The following is a 16,258-nucleotide window of genomic DNA, read 5'->3' as shown; positions in this document are numbered from 1 at the left end:
ATGCCGGCATGATCAGCCCTGCGACGGCTTCCAGTCCGCCGCGGGGATGGTGTTGATCATCCAGGGAATGCCGAACTTGTCGGTGAGCGAGCCGAAGCCGGGCGACCAGAAGGTCTCGCCGAACGGCATGCCGGCGCGCCCGCCCTCTGACAGCTGATCGTACCAGCGCTGGCCTTCAGCCTTGTCATTGGTGTGCAGGGTGACGTCGAAGCCGTTCTTGGGCTTGTCGACATTCGGGGCCCAGGCCGTGTCCATGTCGGCGCCCATCAGGGCCTGATCGCCGACCTCCAGCCAGCAATGCATCAGCCAGGTCTTGTACTTCTCGTCGGTGATTGGCATGCCGGGCGGGGCGTCGCCATAAGGCATGGCGGCCGTGATCTTGCCGCCGAGGACCTTGGCGTAGAACTCGAACGCCGCGCGGCATTCACCCCGGAAACTCAGGCTGGTCACGATCTTCATGGGTCGTCTCCATTGTGGCGGGAGCTTCGGCGCCCCTCGAATGGTTTGATATCAATCTATCGACACGCACGTGTCAGCATGACGAATGCCGGCCACCGCCGAACGTTCCCCACCTCCGGTCACCCTCATCCGAATCCGGCCCGCCGTCACGCCCAGCGCGTCGCCATCATCACGCCCCTTGCCTAACTGCCTACCGGCAGGTAGGTAAATGACATTGCTCCACCGGCGGGCCAGCCGCCGGGAGGCCGAGGAGGCTCAGCACGCATGCCGGTCATCGAAAGCAGGGTCGGCTCCGGGGCCGAACAGCAGCAGAAGCGGGTGGCCTATGGGGCACTGATCCAGACTTTGCGGGAGCGCCATGCGCGTGTGCTGGCCGGCGGCGGCGAGAAGCTCAGGGCCCGCCATCGCGAGCGCGGCAAGATACCGGTGCGCGAGCGCATCGATCTCCTGGTCGATCCGCTGTCCCCCTTCCTCGAACTCTCGCCGCTCGCGGCCTGGGAACTCTATGGCAACGAGGTGCCGGGCGCCGGCATCGTCACCGGCATCGGCGTGGTCGCCGACACGCCCTGCATGATCATCGCCAATGATGCGACGGTGAAGGGCGGCTCCTTCTTCCACGAGACGGTCAAGAAGCACCTGCGGGCGCAGGAGATCGCCTTCGAGAACCGCCTGCCTTGCGTCTATCTGGTCGATTGCGGCGGCGCCTTCCTGCCCGAGCAGGACCGCGTCTTCCCCGACCGCGACCATTTCGGCGGAGCCTTCCTGCAGCAATGCCGGATGTCGGCCGCCGGCCTGCCGCAGATCTCGGCGGTGTTCGGCGGCTGCACCGCCGGCGGCGCCTATATCCCGGCGCTGTCCGACGAGGTCGTGATGGTGCGCGGCACGGGCCGCATCCATCTCGGCGGGCCTCCGATCGTGAAGGCCGCGATCAACGAGATCGTCGATGGCGAGACCTTGGGCGGCGCCGAGATGCATACGCAGGTCTCGGGCGTCAGCGACTATCTCGCCGAGGACGAGCATGAGGCGATCGCCAAGCTCCGCGACATTGTCGGCGCGCTCAACTGGCCGGCGTCGCCACGCGCGCCGGCGCGGGCCGTCACGGCCCCGCTCTACGACCCCGCCGAGATCGAGGCCATCGTCGGCACCGACCTGAAGCAGCCCTTCGACGTGCGCGAGGTCATCGCCCGCATGGTCGATGGCAGCGTCTTCGACGCCTTCAAGCCGGATTTCGGCGCGACGCTGGTCACCGGCTTCGCCCATATCCACGGCCAACCGGTCGGCATCATCGCCAATAACGGCGTGCTGTTCTCCGACAGCGCGCTCAAGGGCGCGCATTTCATCGAGCTTTGCGACCAGCGCCGCATCCCGCTGCTCTTCCTGCAGAACATCACCGGCTTCATGGTCGGGACAGATGCGGAGCGCGGCGGCATTGCCAAGCACTCGGCAAAGCTCGTCTACGCCGTGTCCAACGCGCGCGTGCCGCGCTACACCGTCATCATCGGCGGCTCCTATGGCGCCGGCAATTACGGCATGTGCGGCCGGGGCTTCCAGCCGCGCTTCCTCTTCGCCTGGCCGAATGCACGGATCGCGACGATGTCGCCCGATGTCGCGGCGACGGTGGTCACCGAACTCCGGCGGTCGAGCCTGACGCGCGGCAGCGCCAACGAGGCCGATATCGAGAAGCTCGACCGCGAGACGCGCCGCCAGTTCGAGGAGCAGAGCACGCCCTATTACGCAACGGCCCGGCTCTGGGACGACGGCATCATCGAGCCGGCCCAGACCCGCGACGTCATCGGCCTGTGCCTTTCGCTCGCCGCGCGCGAGATCGACCTGCCCGGGCATCGCCCCGTCTACCGGATGTGACCTCGATGATCGGCTCTCTTCTTGTCGCCAATCGCGGCGAAATCGCCGTGCGGATCATGCGGACCTGCCGGCGCCTCGGCATCCGCACCGTCGCCGTCTTCTCCGATGCCGATCGCGACGCGCGGCATGTCGCCTTCGCCGACGAGGCCGTCCGCATCGGCCCCGCCGCCGCGCGCGACAGCTATCTGCGGGCGGAAGCCATCATGGAGGCCGCCGTGCGCAGCGGCGCGGAGGCCATTCATCCGGGCTACGGCTTCCTCTCCGAGAAGCCCGACCTGCCGCTGCTCTGCGGGCAGGCGGGGCGCATCTTCGTCGGCCCCTCCGCCGAATGCATCACCGCGATGGGGCCGAAGATCGGCTCGAAGCTGATCGCCGAGAAGGCGGGCGTGCCGAGCGTGCCGGGCTATGCCGGCGAGGACCAGTCGAATGCTGCGCTGGCCGATGCGGCGGCGCGGATCGGCTATCCCGTGATGATCAAGGCTTCGGCCGGCGGCGGGGGCAAGGGCATGCGCCGCGTCTTCGCGGCGCATGAGCTGGTGCCGGCGCTGGAGATGGCGCGCGCCGAGGCGCAGGCCGCCTTCGGCGATCCGGCGCTGCTGATCGAGAAGCTGGTGATGCGCCCGCGCCATCTCGAAGTGCAGGTGGCCGGCGACAAGCACGGCAATGTCGTGCATCTGTTCGAGCGCGACTGCTCGGTCCAGCGCAACAACCAGAAGGTTCTGGAGGAAGCGCCCGCGCCCAATCTCGCGCCTGCGATCCGCAGCAAGCTGCTGGAGCGCGGCGTCGCGCTGGCAAAGGCCATCGGCTACGACAATCTCGGCACGGTCGAGTTCATCCTGGAGGACGGCTTCGACGAGCCCTGGTTCCTCGAAATGAACACGCGCCTGCAGGTCGAGCACCCCGTCACCGAGGCGATCACCGGTTACGACCTCGTCGAATGGCAGATCCAGATCGCCGCGGGCGAGAGGCTGCCGGCCTTGCAGCCCGAGATTCGCGAGAGCGGCCATGCGATCGAGGCGCGCATCACGGCCGAGCGTGCCGACCAGGGCTTTCGGCCGGACACCGGGCGGATCGCGGGCTATGCCGAGCCGGCTTCGATCCGGGTCGACAGCGGCGTCCGGGCCGGTTCCGAGGTCACGCTGTTCTACGACTCGCTGCTCGCCAAGGCGATCGCGGCCGGGCCGGATCGCGCCGCCGCCTGCGCAAGGCTGGCGGCAGGCTTGCGCGATTTCGCCATTCTCGGCCCCGCAACCACCCTGCCCTTCCTGATCGACGCGGTCGAGCATCCGATTTTCGCCGCCGGCCAGGCGACGACACGCTTCATCGAGGACGCCTTCCCCGATGGCTGGACCGCGAGGCGGCCAAAGCAGCGGCTGGCACGCGCCGCCGCCGCCCTGCTCTGGCTGGAGCAACAGAAGGCAGCGCGCCCGCCTGTCGATGCGTGGAACAGCCTTGCTGGCTTCCGCCTGCTGGCGCCGGCCGGCGGCGCGGCGACGAGCCGCCTGATCGCCGAGGAAGAGGATGGCGCGACGAAGCTGGAGGTTCGATTGCTGCCGGATGGCCGGCGCATCGTCCTCGACCCCGACGGCGAAATCGAACTGGCCCTGCGCGGCGGTGCCGACAGCTTCGAGCTCACTTTCGAGGACCGCCTCCTGCGCGGCAGCCATGCCACGACGGAGGGGCGCGTCAGGCTGACGCTCGACGGCGAAAGCTTCGATATCGGAATCGGCAGCGAAGCGCGTCCGGCCGTGGCAGCCGGTGGCGGCGGGGCGGGCTCGGGAGCGATCCTTGCCCCGATGCCCGGCGTCGTCGCCGAAGTCCGCGTCGCGCCGGGCGACAGGGTCGAGGCCGGTCAGGTCGTCATCGTGCTGGAATCGATGAAGCTCTTCACCTCGCTTTCGGCCGGCATCGACGGCGTGGTTTCCGACGTGGCCTGCCAGCCCGGCGAGACGGTGCAGGCCGGCAAGAGGCTCGTGCTGATCGAACCGTCCTCCACCTGACAACCGGCGGAATTGCCCTCCGCCCGCAGCATGGTAAGAAAGGGTGTCTTTTTTCACTCTTTAGGACCACCTGCCGTGAGTTGGTTGCCGAGATGACGGACGCCTCCCGCCTCGAAAGGGCTGGCGCCAAGCCCAGCGGGCTGCATCTGTCGCTGGCGCGGCGTATCGCGGCACTTGCCGCAGAGCAGCGCTGGCCCGCCGGCTTCCACCTGCGCGAGATGGAGATCGCCAGGGAGTTCGAGGTCTCACGCACGCCGGTGCGTGCCGCGCTCGGCGTCCTTGCCAGCCAGGGCCTCGTCGAGAACCGCACCAACCAGGGCTTCTTCCTGTCACGCGACGGCGCCGAACTGGAGGCCGCGGAACGGTCGCTGCCGGCGGCCCAGGAGGAGGCTGTGCTGCAGGCGATCCTGCGCGACCGCGAAGCTGGGCGGCTGCCCGAGCAACTGATCGAGACGGACCTGCTCGAGGCCTATGGCATCGGCCGCAGCGGCCTGCGCAAGGTCCTCCAGCAATTGGCGGAAGACGGGCTGGTCAAGCGCCGGCGCGGCCATGGCTGGAGCTTCGTGCCCTCGCTCGCCTCGAACCAGGCCCGCGAGGAGAGCTACCGCTTTCGCCTGATCATCGAATGCATGGGCTTGCAGGAACCCGGATTCCGCGTCGACAAACATCAATTCGCCCGCAGCCGCGCGGCTCATGAAGCCTTCATCGACGACCTGCATCGCTCGCCCTCGGTCGAGCGCTTCTTCGCGATCAATGCCGGCTTCCATGCCATGCTCGCGGCCTGTTCCGGCAACCGTTTCCTGCTCCAGGCGATGGAAGCGCAGAACGCGCTGCGACGGCTGACGGAATATGCCGATTACGGCGAGCTCGAAGCCGATGCCCTACTCAAGTCCTGCCGCGAACACCTCGCCATTCTCGATGCGCTCGAACAGGGCGACATCAACTGGGCGGTGATCCTGATGCGCCAGCACCTCACCCGGCCCGCGCGCGAGGCGGCCTCGCCCGCGGAATAATACCCGTCACCGCACGCCCTTCACTCTGCTTCCGCACGTTCGCTTGACATTGTATTTTTTCTGCAAATAATTCACTTCATCATCACCCAGCAGCGAGACCGAACGTGCCCGCCACCGCCGCCCGCCCCAATGATCTCGATGCGCATTGGATGCCCTTCACCGCGAACCGCCGCTTCAAGAGCGCGCCGCGGCTCTTCGTCGGGGCGGAAGGCAATTACTATCTCTCGTCGGACGGGCGCCGGATCCTCGACGGCATGGCCGGGCTTTGGTGCGTCAATGCCGGCCACGGCCACCCGCGCATCCGCGAGGCGATCAAGGCGCAGGCCGACGGGCTCGACTACGTCTCCTGCTTCCAGATGGGACATCCGGACGCCTTCACGCTGGCGAGCCGCATGGTCGGCATGCTGCCCGACGGGCTCGACCATGTCCTGTTCTCGAATTCCGGCTCGGAAGCCGTCGATACCGCATTGAAGGTCGCGCTCGCCTATCATCGCCAGCGTGGCGAGGGGGGCCGCTACCGCCTGATCGGGCGGGCGCGCGGCTATCACGGCATGGGCTTCGGCGGCCTGTCGGTCGCCGGCATCAGCCGCCATCGCCGCGATTTCGGGCCACTTCTGCCCGGCGCCGCGCATCTGCCGCATACGCTCGACCTCGCGCGCAACGCCTTCTCGCGCGGTGAACCGGAGCATGGCGTCGAGCTCGCCGACGATCTGGAGCGGCTCGTCCAGATCCACGACGCCTCGACTATCGCCGCCGTGATCGTCGAGCCGGTCGCCGGCTCCACCGGCGTTCTGCCGCCGCCCAAGGGCTATCTCAAGCGCCTGCGCGAGATATGCGACAAGCACGGCATCCTCCTGATCTTCGACGAGGTGATCTCGGGCTTCGGGCGGCTCGGCGCCTCCTGCGCGTCGGAAGCCTTCGGCGTCACGCCCGACATGATCACCTGCGCCAAGGGCCTGACCAACGGTGCCGTGCCAATGGGCGCGACCGTCGTCGGCAAGCATATCTACGACGCCTTCATGACCGGGCCGGAAGCCGCCATCGAGCTGTTCCACGGCTTCACCTATTCCGGCCATCCGCTGGCCTGCGCCGCCGGCCTCGCGACCTTGCAGGTCTATGAGGAGGAAGGGCTCTTCGAGCGCACCCGCAAGATAGCGGATCATTGGGAACAGGCGGCGCATGCGCTGAAGGGCGCGCCGCATGTCATCGACATCCGCAATATCGGCCTCGTCGCCGCGATCGAGTTCGCGCCGCGCCCCGGCGGCCCCGGCCAGCGCAGCGCCGAATGCGCCGAAGCCTGCTACCAGGATGGCGTTCTCGTCCGGGCCGGCGCCGATCTCATCGTGCTGTCGCCGCCGCTGACGATCGAGCCCGACGAGATCGACCGGATCTTCACCAGCATCCGCAAGGCGCTCGACACGATCGCCTGAGCCATCAGGCCAGCCAGTGGCTCATTGAAGAGAGGGTGGAATGCGCAAGGGGCACGGCGAGACCATCTCCTACTACCTGATGGGCCGCACGGCGATTTCCGCCTGCCGGGCCGACCAGCGCTTCTCCTATTGCTGCTACCTGCCCGAAAGCTACGAGGAGACCGGCACGCGGCGCTATCCGCTTGCCGTTCTCGTCCATGGCAGCCTGCGCGATGCGACGAACCTGCGTGACCAGTTCATCGATTTTGCCGAGGCCAACCAATGCGTGCTGCTGGCACCGCTCTTTCCCTGCGGGATCGAGGAGCCCGGCGACACCCATAACTACAAGCGCATCCTCTACCGCGGCATCCGCTACGACGAGATCCTGCTCTCGATGATCGACGAGGTCGCCGGCCTCTATCGGCTCGAGACCGACAAGCTCTTGATGCACGGCTTCTCGGGCGGCGGCCAGTTCGTGCATCGCTTCTTCTACCTCTATCCCGAGCGGCTTTCGGCTGTGTCGATCGGCGCGCCCGGCGTCGTCACGCTGCCCGCCCCGGACAAGCCGTGGTGGCGTGGCACCGGCGACATGAAAGCGATCTTCGGGCGCGAGCCCGACCTTGCCGCGATGCGCGAGGTCGCGGTGCAAATGGTCGTCGGTGGCGACGATATCGAGACCTGGGACGTGACCGTCTCGCCGAAATCCTCGAACTGGATGGACGGGATCAACGACACCGGTGCGACGCGGGTCGAGCGCCTGCGCTCGCTCGAAACCGCCTTTCTGGAGCGCGGCATCGCCGTGCGCTTCGATACCGTGCCCGGCGTCGAGCATATCGGCTACCTCGTACACCCCCCGGTGAAGGAGTTCTTCGCCGAGGTGCTGCGCCGCAGACGGGAATAGCGACGGCGAGACCGACGATTTCTGCGGAGACACCGGAAAGCCGGGCCCGCGCGTTGAAGGAGGAGAGACATGAAGCTTGGATGGCTCGCGGCCGTCGCCGCATTCGCTTGCCTCACGCCCGCCGCAGCGCAGGAGCCGAAACCCGGCGGCGAATTGCGGGTCGCGATCTCCGGGGACATCACCAGCAGCGAGCCGGGCGTCCGCCGCAGCGGCGATGCCGATACGGTGCTGCACCATGTCGTCGAGGCGCTCGTCGCCTATCGCGAGGACCTCAGCATCGCGCCGATGCTGGCCGAGAGCTACGCGATGTCGCCGGACGGGCGCAGCTACACATTCAAGCTGCGCGACGGCATCACCTTCCATAACGGCGCGCCGATGACCTCGGCCGACGTGAAATGGAGCTGGGAGCGCATGCTCGACCCGGCGACGCGCTGGCAGTGCCGAGGCTGGTATGACGGCACGCAGGACATGAAGGTCGAGGCGATCGAGACGCCCGATCCGAAGACCGTGGTGTTCCGGCTGGCCGCTCCATCGGCGCTGTTCCTGCACTATGTTGCCAATATCCAGTGCATGACGGCGATCCTGCATCGCGACTCCGTCAATGCCAGCGGCGAATGGGTGAAGCCGATCGGTACCGGGCCTTTCGCCTTCACGGAATGGCGCAAGAACAGCTTCATTCTGCTCAGCAAATTCGCCGGCTACAAATCCCGCAGCGAGCCGACAAGCGGCTATGCCGGAGCGCGCAAGGTCTATGTCGATCAGGTGCGCTGGATGGTAGTGCCCGACGATGCGACGCGGCGCGCCGGGTTGCAGGCGCGGCAGATCGATTGGATCATCACCGATGTCGCGGATATCGCGGAGCTGCGAGCGGCCAAGGGCATCAAGGTCGCGACGGCGCAGGGCCTGAGCTGGAACGTCCTGCTGATCCAGACTCGCGACCCGCTGCTCGCCGATCCCCGCATCCGCAAGGCGCTGGCCCATGCGATCGACCTGAAGACGCTGGTCGAGAACCGCACGGACGGCCTGGGCAAGCCCAATCCATCGGCGATCCCGACGACCAGCGGCAGCCACACCGCCGTGCATGACCAAGGGTACAAGTACGACCCGGAGCTTGCCCGCAAGCTGCTCAAGGAGGCCGGCTATGACGGGCGCCCGATCAAGCTGCAGACCTCGCAGAAGCTGGTCCATCTCTACGACACCGCTATCATCCTGCAGGCGATGCTCAAGCAGGTCGGCTTCAACGTCGAGCTCGACATGCTGGAATGGGCGACGCAGCTCGACCGCTACAGCAAGGGCAATTTCCAGCTCCAATCCTTCCGCTTCACCGCGCGGTTCGAGCCGTCGCTGAACTACAAGACCTTCGTCGGCTCGAAGGACGCCGACGCCGACAGCCAGTGGGAGGACAAGCGGGCGATCGAGCTGCTGCTGGCCTCGGCGACCGAACTCGATCCCGCCAAGCGCCAGGCCATGTTCGACGAGATGCACCAGCGCATGATCGAGCAGGCGCCGATCATCAGCCTCTACAATACCCCGCTGGTCGAGGCTTCGACCGACCGCATCGCCGGCGTCGAGCTCACCAATTCCGGCAAGACGCGCGCCTGGGGTGTCTGGGTCACGAAATGAGGGCAGCCGATCGGCCTGCCCCGCAACAAGGCTGTGCCGGGAGCCCGCATGCTCCTGACGCAGCCCCGCCAGCCCATCAATCCATCTCGACCCCACGCGGCCCTTGCCGGATGAACGTTTCCGACGCCGCCGCTCTCACCTGCTCGGCCTGAGAAGCAGGACAGGCGCGTGGCGAGGGGATCGGGGGAACCGCCTTGAAGCTGCCTTTGTGGGGAAGCGCGCTCAGCGCCACGCTCCTCGTCCAGGTCGTGAGTTCGTTCGCCGGCGCCGCCATCCCGCTCCTCGGCCCGATCCTGACGCTGCGTTGGGGCCTCGCGCCCGAAAGTATCGGCTATGTCTCGGCAGTGGTCTCGGTCGGCATCTGCTGGTTCCTCGCCTGCGGCAATCCGATGCTCGACCATCATGGGCCGGTCCGCGCACTGCAGATCGGCCTTGCCTTCGTCGCGGCCGGGCTTCTGCTGCTGTCGCAACCCTTCGGCGTGATCGGCCTTGCCGGCGCATTGCTGGTGGGCTTAGGGCTCGCGCCCAATACGCCAGCCGGCAGCCAGATATTGATGCGCACGGCGCCGGCCGACCATCGGACGCTCGTGTTCTCGATCAAGCAGGCCGGCGTGCCCCTTGGCGGCGCGATCGCGGGCTTTGCCGTCGCGCCGCTGGTTCTGGGCTTCGGCTTCACCGGCGCGATCTGGGCCGTGGTCGCGGTCGTCCTGATCAGCGCGCTGGCCGTGCAACCCTTCCGCAGGAGTCTCGATGCGGAGAAGGGCAAGCAGAACCGGGCCTGGGCGCGGATGTTCCTGTCGCCCTCCTCGCTGTCGCGTTCGGCGCGGGTCCTGAGCTCACATGCCTCGCTGCCGATGCTGACGGCACTCGGCGTCTCCTTCTCGATCACGCAGGCCTGCATCACCTCCTTCACCGCGACCTATATGGTCACGCGGCACGGCCGGACGCTGGCGGAAGCCGGCCATCTCGTCGCGACGCTGCTGGTGGCCAGCACGCTCGCGCGCATCTTCTTCGGCTGGCTGGCGGATCGCATGGGCAGCGGCCTGCATCTGCTCTGCCTGCTGGCCGTGGCGGCGGGCTCCGCCATCGCCCTGTTGATCGGCACGGCCGGCACGAGCGCCTGGCTGATCTATCTCTGCATGGCCCTGGTCGGAGCGACATCGATGGGCTGGAACGGCGTCCATATGGCGGAATTGGCGCGGGTCTCGCCGCCCGCCCTCATCGGCGACGTGACATCCGGGGCAAGCCTGTTCGGCTTCGTCGGCTCGATCTGCGGGCCCTTGGCCTTCGCCGTGATCGCGAACCGGACGGGCTCCTTCGACTGGCCCTTCCTGATGGTCGCCGGCCAGCTCGCGGTGTCCGGCGCCTTTGCGCTCTGGTACCTCCGGCGCCGTCCGTCGCTCTGAGCCGAACCGGATAACATCAGGTTATGCCTGATCCCGAATAAAGCATGAGAACAATGGAGGCGGGGCCTCTAGAGCTTGTCGGTGGAGCAGGCTTCGCGGCCGTTCCTGGAGAGAACCGATCACAGGCCCAAGCAGGACATTGCCGATGCCCCGCCTCATCACCGTCGCCGCCGCACAACTGGGCCCGATCCAGCGGGCCGACAGCCGCAAGCAGGTCGTCGCGCGGATGATCGCGCTGCTGGAAAAGGCCAAGGCGCAGGGCGCGACATTCGTGGTGTTTCCTGAACTGGCGCTCACCACCTTCTTCCCGCGCTGGTACCACGAGGAGCGGGCCGAGGCGGACCAGTGGTTCGAGCGCAGCATGCCCGGGCCGGAGACGCAGCCGCTGTTCGACCGGGCGCGGGAACTCGGCCTCGCCATGAGCTTCGGCTATGCCGAACTGACCCCCGAGGGCCGGCATTTCAACAGTTCGATCCTGGTCGATCGCGGCGGCCGGATCGTCGCCAAATACCGCAAGATTCATCTGCCCGGCCATGTCGAATTCGACACCGAGCGGACCCATCAGCATCTCGAGAAGCGCTATTTCGAGCCCGGCGACCTCGGCTTCCCGGTCTGGGAATTCGAGGGCGGGCTCTTCGGCATGGCGATCTGCAACGACCGGCGCTGGCCCGAGACCTATCGCGTCATGGGCTTGCAGGGCGTCGAGATGGTCGTGCTCGGCTACAACACGCCTTCCGCCAATTCGCAGTCGCCCAACGAGACGGCGGCCGACAGGCTGTTCCACCATCGCCTCTCGGTGCAGGCCGGCGCCTACCAGAACTCGACCTGGGTCGTGGCCGTCGCCAAGGCCGGCACGGAGGATGGCCACCATCTCTTCGGCGGCACGCTGATCGCGGCGCCGGACGGCAAGATCGTCGGCGAACTCACCCATGAAGAGGACGGCGTGCTCGTCCACCCTTGCGACCTCGACGAGACCCGCTTCGGCAAGGCGACGATCTTCGACTTCGCCCGGCATCGCCGCGTCGAGCATTACGGCCTGATCACCGAACGCACCGGCGCCGGCGCGCCACTCGGCAAGCCCGAGGGCGCCTGAGCGCCCTCCTCGGCTTCAGCCGAACGGATCGAACGGAGTGGGAAAGCACCCCGTCGGCGCGATCTCGGCATAGGGACCGCGCGCCAGCAACTGCCCCTGCCCCGGCTGGGCCAGTACATGCTCGCCGTCGAAGACGAGGCGCCCACGCTGATAGGTCGCCACCGGATAGCCCTGCAGCTCCATGCCCTCATAGGGCGTGTAGTCGCTGCCATGATGCTGCATGGCATTGGTGAGGGTGACGCGCCGGTTCGGATCGAACAGCACGATATCCGCGTCGGCGCCGAGGGCGAGCGCGCCCTTGCGCGGCGCCAGCCCGAAACGCCGGGCCGGATTGGTGGCGACGAGATCGACGAAACGGCGCAGGTCGATGCGCCCCTTCGCGACACCCTCGGAATAGAGGATCGGCAGGCGCGCCGCGAGGCCGGGCACGCCGTTCGGGATCCTGTTGAAGGGCGCGGTCTCGCCATGCTGCTTCTTGCCGCGCGGATCGTCATAGCGCAGCGGCGAATGATCGGACGAGACGATATCGATGACGCCGTCGCGCAGGAACTGCCAGAGCGCCTCGCGATCGGCAGCGGAGCGCAAAGCCGGCGAGATCATGAACTTCGCACCCTCGAAGCCCGGCCGATCCATATCCGCCTCGTCGAGCACGAGATATTGCGTGCAGGTCTCGGCCCAGGCCTTCTGCCCGCGCTTCTGCGCACGCTCGACCTCCTCGCCGGATTGCCGGCCGGACACGTGGAAGATCTGGATCGGCGTATCCAGCGCCTCGGCCAGCGCGAGGATACGATGCGTCGCCTCGCGCTCCACCACCATCGGCTTGGCCCAGGCGAGATGGCGCGGCGCCGTCTGCCCGGCCACCAGCAGGGCCTGCGTGAGCCAGGTGATCAATTCGTGATGCTCGGCATGGACGCAGACCAGCGCACCGGCCCGCCGCGCCGCGGCGAGCGTCTGGAGGATCTGCGCATCGCCGAGCCGGTTGCTGTCATAGGTCATGAATATCTTGACCGAGCGATGCCCGGCCTCGACCAGCGCCGGCAATTCGCGCTCCAGCACCTCCGGAGTGGGATCGTTGACCAGCAGGTGGAAAGCGTGGTCAATCCGGGCCAGCCTCGCTTTCTCGGCATAAGTCGCGACCGCACCGGAAAGCGAGCCGCCGCGGATCTGGGGCGCATGGCAGACGACCGTCGTCGTCCCGCCCGCAGCCGCAGAGGCCGTGCCGGTGTCGAAGCCGTCGGCGATGTCGGCGCCCGAGGAAAAGGGCTGATCGAGATGGACGTGGCTATCGACGCCGCCGGGCAGGACCAGCAGGCCCCTTGCGTCGACCTCCTCCCGGCCGCGCGGCAATCCCGCACCGATCGCCGTGATGACGCCGCCGGCGATGCCGAGATCGAACGAACCGATATCGGTGGCGGTGACCGCCGTGCCGCCACGGATGACGAGGTCGAAATCGCTCATGGTCTTCCTTCCGGAACGGCCGCAGCTCGTTCTATGCGGCGGACATGGCCGTGCGATTCTGCAGGCGCGAGACCAGCCGCACGAAGGGCCAGAACATCAGGAAATAGACGATCGCCGCCGCGATCAGCGGCGTCGGGTTGTAGAGCAGGCCCTGGGCAAGCTGCGCCGAGCGCAGCAGCTCCTGCAAGGCGACGGCCGAGGCGATCGAGGTCTGCTTCACCAGCTCGACCGTGTTGCTGATCAGGTCCGGCAGCACGTTGCGCGTGCCTTGCGGCACCACGACATGGACCATGCTCTGGTACCAGCTCAGGCCGGTCGAGCGCGCGGCCTCGCGCTGGCCCTTCGGCACGGATTCGATGCCGGCGCGGAATATCTCGGCGAAATAGCTGGAGCCGTTGAGCGTCAGCGCCAGCACGGCGGCGGTGAACTCGTTGAGCTTCAGGCCGAGGAAAGGCAGGCCGAAGAAGATGAAGATCAGCAGCACCAGCGGCGGAATGGCGCGGAGCACGTCGACATAGGCGATCAGCAGGAAGCGCAGCAGCTTGTTCGGCACATCCTGCGCCATCGCGATGGCGATGCCCGAGAGAACAGAGAGCGGCACCGCGACGGCGGCCAGCGCCAGCGTCATCCAGAAGCCCTGCAGCAGCAGGGGCCAGACCTGACGGAGGACGTCGATATTGAAGAAGGTCGCGACGAGATCGTCCATCATGACCTCGGATGCGCATAGGCGCGCTCAAGCCAGCGCGTGAAGCGCACGAAGGGCAGGAACAGCACGAGGAAGAGCAAGGCACCGACGGTCAGCGCGGTCGGATTGGCGACGTTGGACTGGATGCTGGAGGTCACGTTGAGCAGCTCAGGCACGGCCACGACGGAGCCCAGCGTCGTGCCCTTGCTGATGCCGATGGCGCGGTTGGTCAAAGGCGGGATCGAGATGCGCACGACCTGCGGCAGGATGATGTAGGCCAGCGTCCGGCTGAAGCTGAGACCGGTCGAGCGGCCGGCCTCCCACTGCCCCTTCGGCACCGCGTTGATGCCGGCCCAGAAGATCTCCTCGGCAAAGGCCGAGAGCACGATCGCCAGCGCCAGCACGGTCGCGGTCATCGGCTCCAGCACGAGCCCGAAATAGGGCAGCGCGAAATAGGCCAGCACGATCAGGACGAGCTGCGGGATCGAGCGGAAGAAGTCGATATAGAAGATGATCAGCCAGTTCAGCGGCCGGATGCCGTAGAGCCTGAGAACCGCCAGCCCGAGGCCGAGCGGGATGCCGATCAGGATCGTCAGGATCGACATCTGCACGGTGATCAGGAAGCCGCGCAGGATGTCCGGCCAGAAGGCCGCCATCAGCGAGAAATCGAAGAAATAGCGGACGATCTGGTCCATGGGCGCCGTCAGCCGTGCGAGCGCATCACGAAATCGCGAATGCGCTGGTGCTGCGGGTTGACCAGGATCTCCTGCGGCGTGCCCTCGGCCAGGATCGCGCCATGGTCCATGAAGACGACGCGGTCGGCGACATCGCGGGCGAATTTCATCTCGTGGGTCACCACGATCATGGTCATGCCCATCTCCTTGGTGCGGACCATGACGTTGAGCACTTCGCCGACGAGTTCCGGATCGAGCGCCGAGGTCGGCTCGTCGAAGAGCATGACCTGCGGCTCCAGCGCCATGGCCCGCGCGATGCCGACACGCTGCTGCTGGCCACCCGAAAGCTCGGCTGGATAGGCATCGGCCTTATGGGCGAGGCCGACGACTTCGAGATGGCGGCGGGCCTTCTGCTCCGCCTCCTCCTTGCTCAGCCCCACGACCTTGCGCAGCGCCAGGGACACGTTCCCCAGCGCCGTCTTGTGCGGATAGAGATGGATGCCCTGGAAAACCATGCCGATGCCGCGGCGCAGGCGGTCGAGATCGACCTTGGGACCGGTGACCTCCTGCCCGCCGACACGGATCGTGCCCGCCGTCGGTTCCTCCAGCCGGTTGATGCAGCGCAGGCAGGTGCTCTTGCCCGAACCGGAGGAGCCGACGATCACGACGGCTTCGCCCTTGCCGACCTTGAGATCGACGCCACGCAGAACCTCGACCTGGCCGAAGCTCTTGCGCAACCCTGCGATCGACACGATCGTCTCGGGCGACGAGGCCGTCATGGCGGGCACTGGCGTCACTTGCAGGCGGCCTTGTGCGGGGTCGCGTCGTAACCCTCGAATTCCGGCGCGCCGATGCCCGGATAGACCTTGCTGCTGGAGGAATCGGCCGCCGGCTTCACGCCGAACCATTTCTCGTGAATCTTGGCCAGCGTGCCGTCGGTCTTGATGCATTCCAGCGCCGCCTCGACCTTGGCGCGGAAGGCCGCATCCTCCTTGCGGAAGGCGATGCCGAAATTGCGGCCGCCATCGAGGACATAGGCGACCTCGGCCATCGGGGTCTGGGTCGAGACGTAGCGCGAGACCGGAACGTCGGCGACATTGGCGAAGGCGCGCCCGATCATCACCGCCTGCACGGCATCGGCGTTCTTGTTGTAGCGCTGGATCGTGTAGCCGTACTTGGCCTCGTTGTCGGTCAGCCACTTGTCCGAGATCGAGCCGTTATTGACGGTCACCGCCTTGCCCTTCAGCTCCTCCAGATTGGCGATCTTGGCGCCCTTCTTGACGAGGAAGCCGAGGCCCGTCGGCATATAGGGCTCGCTGAACAGCATCTGCGCGGCGCGCTCGGTCGTGATGTTGGTCGGCGCCGGGATCATCTCGTAGCGCTTGGAGAACAGGCCGGCGAAGATCGCCGAGAAGTTCGAATCCGTCACGTCGACGCCGGGGCGCCCGAGCTGCTTCGCCAGCGCGAGCGACATGTCATAGGTGAAGCCGGTGGTCTCGCCGGTCGGCGTCTTGAAGCAGAACGGCGCGAAGCCGAGGTCGCAGGCGACCTTCAGGTTCTCGCCCTGCGGATGGTCGGCATCCTGCGCCATGGCCGGCATGGCTGCCATGGCCGCGAGCATGACGCCGGCGGCGACGGCGCGCGTCAGCTTGATCGAATTCAGCTTCATGATTC

The 16,258-nt window shown here is 67.0% G+C and carries 14 protein-coding genes; 8 read left to right on the top strand and 6 right to left on the bottom strand.

Annotation, left to right across the window (positions count from 1 at the left end; genetic code table 11):
• Positions 1 to 12: 12 nt before the first annotated feature.
• The gene (locus WFK61_RS16180; protein ID WP_336813111.1) at positions 13 to 459 is read right to left on the bottom strand and encodes a VOC family protein; all 447 of its coding nucleotides are present in this window, start codon (positions 457 to 459) and stop codon (positions 13 to 15) included.
• Positions 460 to 723: 264 nt separating this feature from the next.
• Between WFK61_RS16180 and WFK61_RS16175 the strand changes: the two genes are divergently transcribed.
• The 8 genes from WFK61_RS16175 to WFK61_RS16140 all read left to right on the top strand — a co-directional run bounded on the left by WFK61_RS16175 (position 724) and on the right by WFK61_RS16140 (position 11,767).
• Complete coding sequence (locus WFK61_RS16175; protein WP_336813110.1) at positions 724 to 2,322, top strand: acyl-CoA carboxylase subunit beta; 1,599 nt, start codon at positions 724 to 726, stop codon at positions 2,320 to 2,322.
• Between the two features lie 5 nt (positions 2,323 to 2,327).
• Entirely contained in the window at positions 2,328 to 4,322 is a 1,995-nt protein-coding gene (locus tag WFK61_RS16170; protein ID WP_336813109.1) for an acetyl/propionyl/methylcrotonyl-CoA carboxylase subunit alpha, read from the top strand.
• A gap of 92 nt (positions 4,323 to 4,414) precedes the next feature.
• Positions 4,415 to 5,335 (top strand): GntR family transcriptional regulator, encoded by a 921-nt coding sequence (locus WFK61_RS16165; RefSeq protein WP_336813108.1) that lies wholly within the window; start codon positions 4,415 to 4,417, stop codon positions 5,333 to 5,335.
• 104 nt (positions 5,336 to 5,439) lie between these two features.
• A complete protein-coding gene (gene aptA / locus WFK61_RS16160; protein ID WP_465246944.1) occupies positions 5,440 to 6,765 on the top strand; it encodes an omega-aminotransferase AptA in 1,326 nt (441 codons plus the stop codon).
• Between the two features lie 40 nt (positions 6,766 to 6,805).
• Positions 6,806 to 7,645 (top strand): alpha/beta hydrolase, encoded by an 840-nt coding sequence (locus tag WFK61_RS16155; RefSeq protein ID WP_336813107.1) that lies wholly within the window; start codon positions 6,806 to 6,808, stop codon positions 7,643 to 7,645.
• Positions 7,646 to 7,714: 69 nt separating this feature from the next.
• Positions 7,715 to 9,268, top strand: coding sequence for an ABC transporter substrate-binding protein (locus WFK61_RS16150; RefSeq protein ID WP_336813106.1), 1,554 nt, complete (start codon positions 7,715 to 7,717; stop codon positions 9,266 to 9,268).
• 194 nt (positions 9,269 to 9,462) lie between these two features.
• Positions 9,463 to 10,674 carry an MFS transporter gene (locus WFK61_RS16145; RefSeq protein ID WP_336813105.1) on the top strand — a complete coding sequence of 404 codons (1,212 nt, stop codon included), beginning with the start codon at positions 9,463 to 9,465 and terminating at the stop codon, positions 10,672 to 10,674.
• 145 nt (positions 10,675 to 10,819) lie between these two features.
• Positions 10,820 to 11,767 carry an N-carbamoyl-D-amino-acid hydrolase gene (locus WFK61_RS16140; protein ID WP_336813104.1) on the top strand — a complete coding sequence of 316 codons (948 nt, stop codon included), beginning with the start codon at positions 10,820 to 10,822 and terminating at the stop codon, positions 11,765 to 11,767.
• A gap of 15 nt (positions 11,768 to 11,782) precedes the next feature.
• Here the strand turns inward: WFK61_RS16140 and hydA are convergent, their stop codons facing one another.
• Genes hydA through WFK61_RS16115 form a run of 5 tightly spaced genes read right to left on the bottom strand, consistent with a single transcriptional unit; the run spans position 11,783 to position 16,253 of the window.
• Complete coding sequence (gene hydA, locus WFK61_RS16135; protein ID WP_336813103.1) at positions 11,783 to 13,225, bottom strand: dihydropyrimidinase; 1,443 nt, start codon at positions 13,223 to 13,225, stop codon at positions 11,783 to 11,785.
• A 31-nt stretch (positions 13,226 to 13,256) separates the two neighbouring features.
• Positions 13,257 to 13,934 carry an amino acid ABC transporter permease gene (locus tag WFK61_RS16130; protein WP_336813102.1) on the bottom strand — a complete coding sequence of 226 codons (678 nt, stop codon included), beginning with the start codon at positions 13,932 to 13,934 and terminating at the stop codon, positions 13,257 to 13,259.
• Complete coding sequence (locus WFK61_RS16125) at positions 13,931 to 14,605, bottom strand: amino acid ABC transporter permease (protein WP_336813101.1); 675 nt, start codon at positions 14,603 to 14,605, stop codon at positions 13,931 to 13,933. Before WFK61_RS16125 ends, WFK61_RS16130 begins: the two co-directional genes overlap by 4 nt.
• Before the next feature lie 8 nt (positions 14,606 to 14,613).
• A complete protein-coding gene (locus WFK61_RS16120; RefSeq protein WP_336813100.1) occupies positions 14,614 to 15,363 on the bottom strand; it encodes an amino acid ABC transporter ATP-binding protein in 750 nt (249 codons plus the stop codon).
• 14 nt (positions 15,364 to 15,377) lie between these two features.
• On the bottom strand, positions 15,378 to 16,253 hold the full coding sequence (locus WFK61_RS16115; protein WP_336813099.1) for a substrate-binding periplasmic protein: 876 nt from the start codon (positions 16,251 to 16,253) through the stop codon (positions 15,378 to 15,380).
• Between the last annotated feature and the right edge of the window lie 5 nt (positions 16,254 to 16,258).

The organism is Allobosea sp. MMO-172 (assembly GCF_037147855.1).
GTDB lineage: Bacteria > Pseudomonadota > Alphaproteobacteria > Rhizobiales > Beijerinckiaceae > Allobosea.
The sequence above is the reverse complement of the archived record's forward strand: the minus strand, read 5'-3'. Positions and strand labels throughout refer to the sequence as shown.

Excerpts from the sequence above, each read along its gene's own strand:
- WFK61_RS16180 (WP_336813111.1), bottom strand. The coding sequence starts at position 459 with ATGAAGATCGTGACCAGCCTGAGTTTCCGGGGTGAATGCCGCGCGGCG.
- WFK61_RS16175 (WP_336813110.1), top strand. The coding sequence starts at position 724 with ATGCCGGTCATCGAAAGCAGGGTCGGCTCCGGGGCCGAACAGCAGCAG.
- WFK61_RS16170 (WP_336813109.1), top strand. The coding sequence starts at position 2,328 with ATGATCGGCTCTCTTCTTGTCGCCAATCGCGGCGAAATCGCCGTGCGG.
- WFK61_RS16165 (WP_336813108.1), top strand. The coding sequence starts at position 4,415 with ATGACGGACGCCTCCCGCCTCGAAAGGGCTGGCGCCAAGCCCAGCGGG.
- WFK61_RS16155 (WP_336813107.1), top strand. The coding sequence starts at position 6,806 with ATGCGCAAGGGGCACGGCGAGACCATCTCCTACTACCTGATGGGCCGC.
- WFK61_RS16150 (WP_336813106.1), top strand. The coding sequence starts at position 7,715 with ATGAAGCTTGGATGGCTCGCGGCCGTCGCCGCATTCGCTTGCCTCACG.
- WFK61_RS16140 (WP_336813104.1), top strand. The coding sequence starts at position 10,820 with ATGCCCCGCCTCATCACCGTCGCCGCCGCACAACTGGGCCCGATCCAG.
- hydA (WP_336813103.1), bottom strand. The coding sequence starts at position 13,225 with ATGAGCGATTTCGACCTCGTCATCCGTGGCGGCACGGCGGTCACCGCC.
- WFK61_RS16130 (WP_336813102.1), bottom strand. The coding sequence starts at position 13,934 with ATGATGGACGATCTCGTCGCGACCTTCTTCAATATCGACGTCCTCCGT.
- WFK61_RS16125 (WP_336813101.1), bottom strand. The coding sequence starts at position 14,605 with ATGGACCAGATCGTCCGCTATTTCTTCGATTTCTCGCTGATGGCGGCC.
- WFK61_RS16120 (WP_336813100.1), bottom strand. The coding sequence starts at position 15,363 with ATGACGGCCTCGTCGCCCGAGACGATCGTGTCGATCGCAGGGTTGCGC.
- WFK61_RS16115 (WP_336813099.1), bottom strand. The coding sequence starts at position 16,253 with ATGAAGCTGAATTCGATCAAGCTGACGCGCGCCGTCGCCGCCGGCGTC.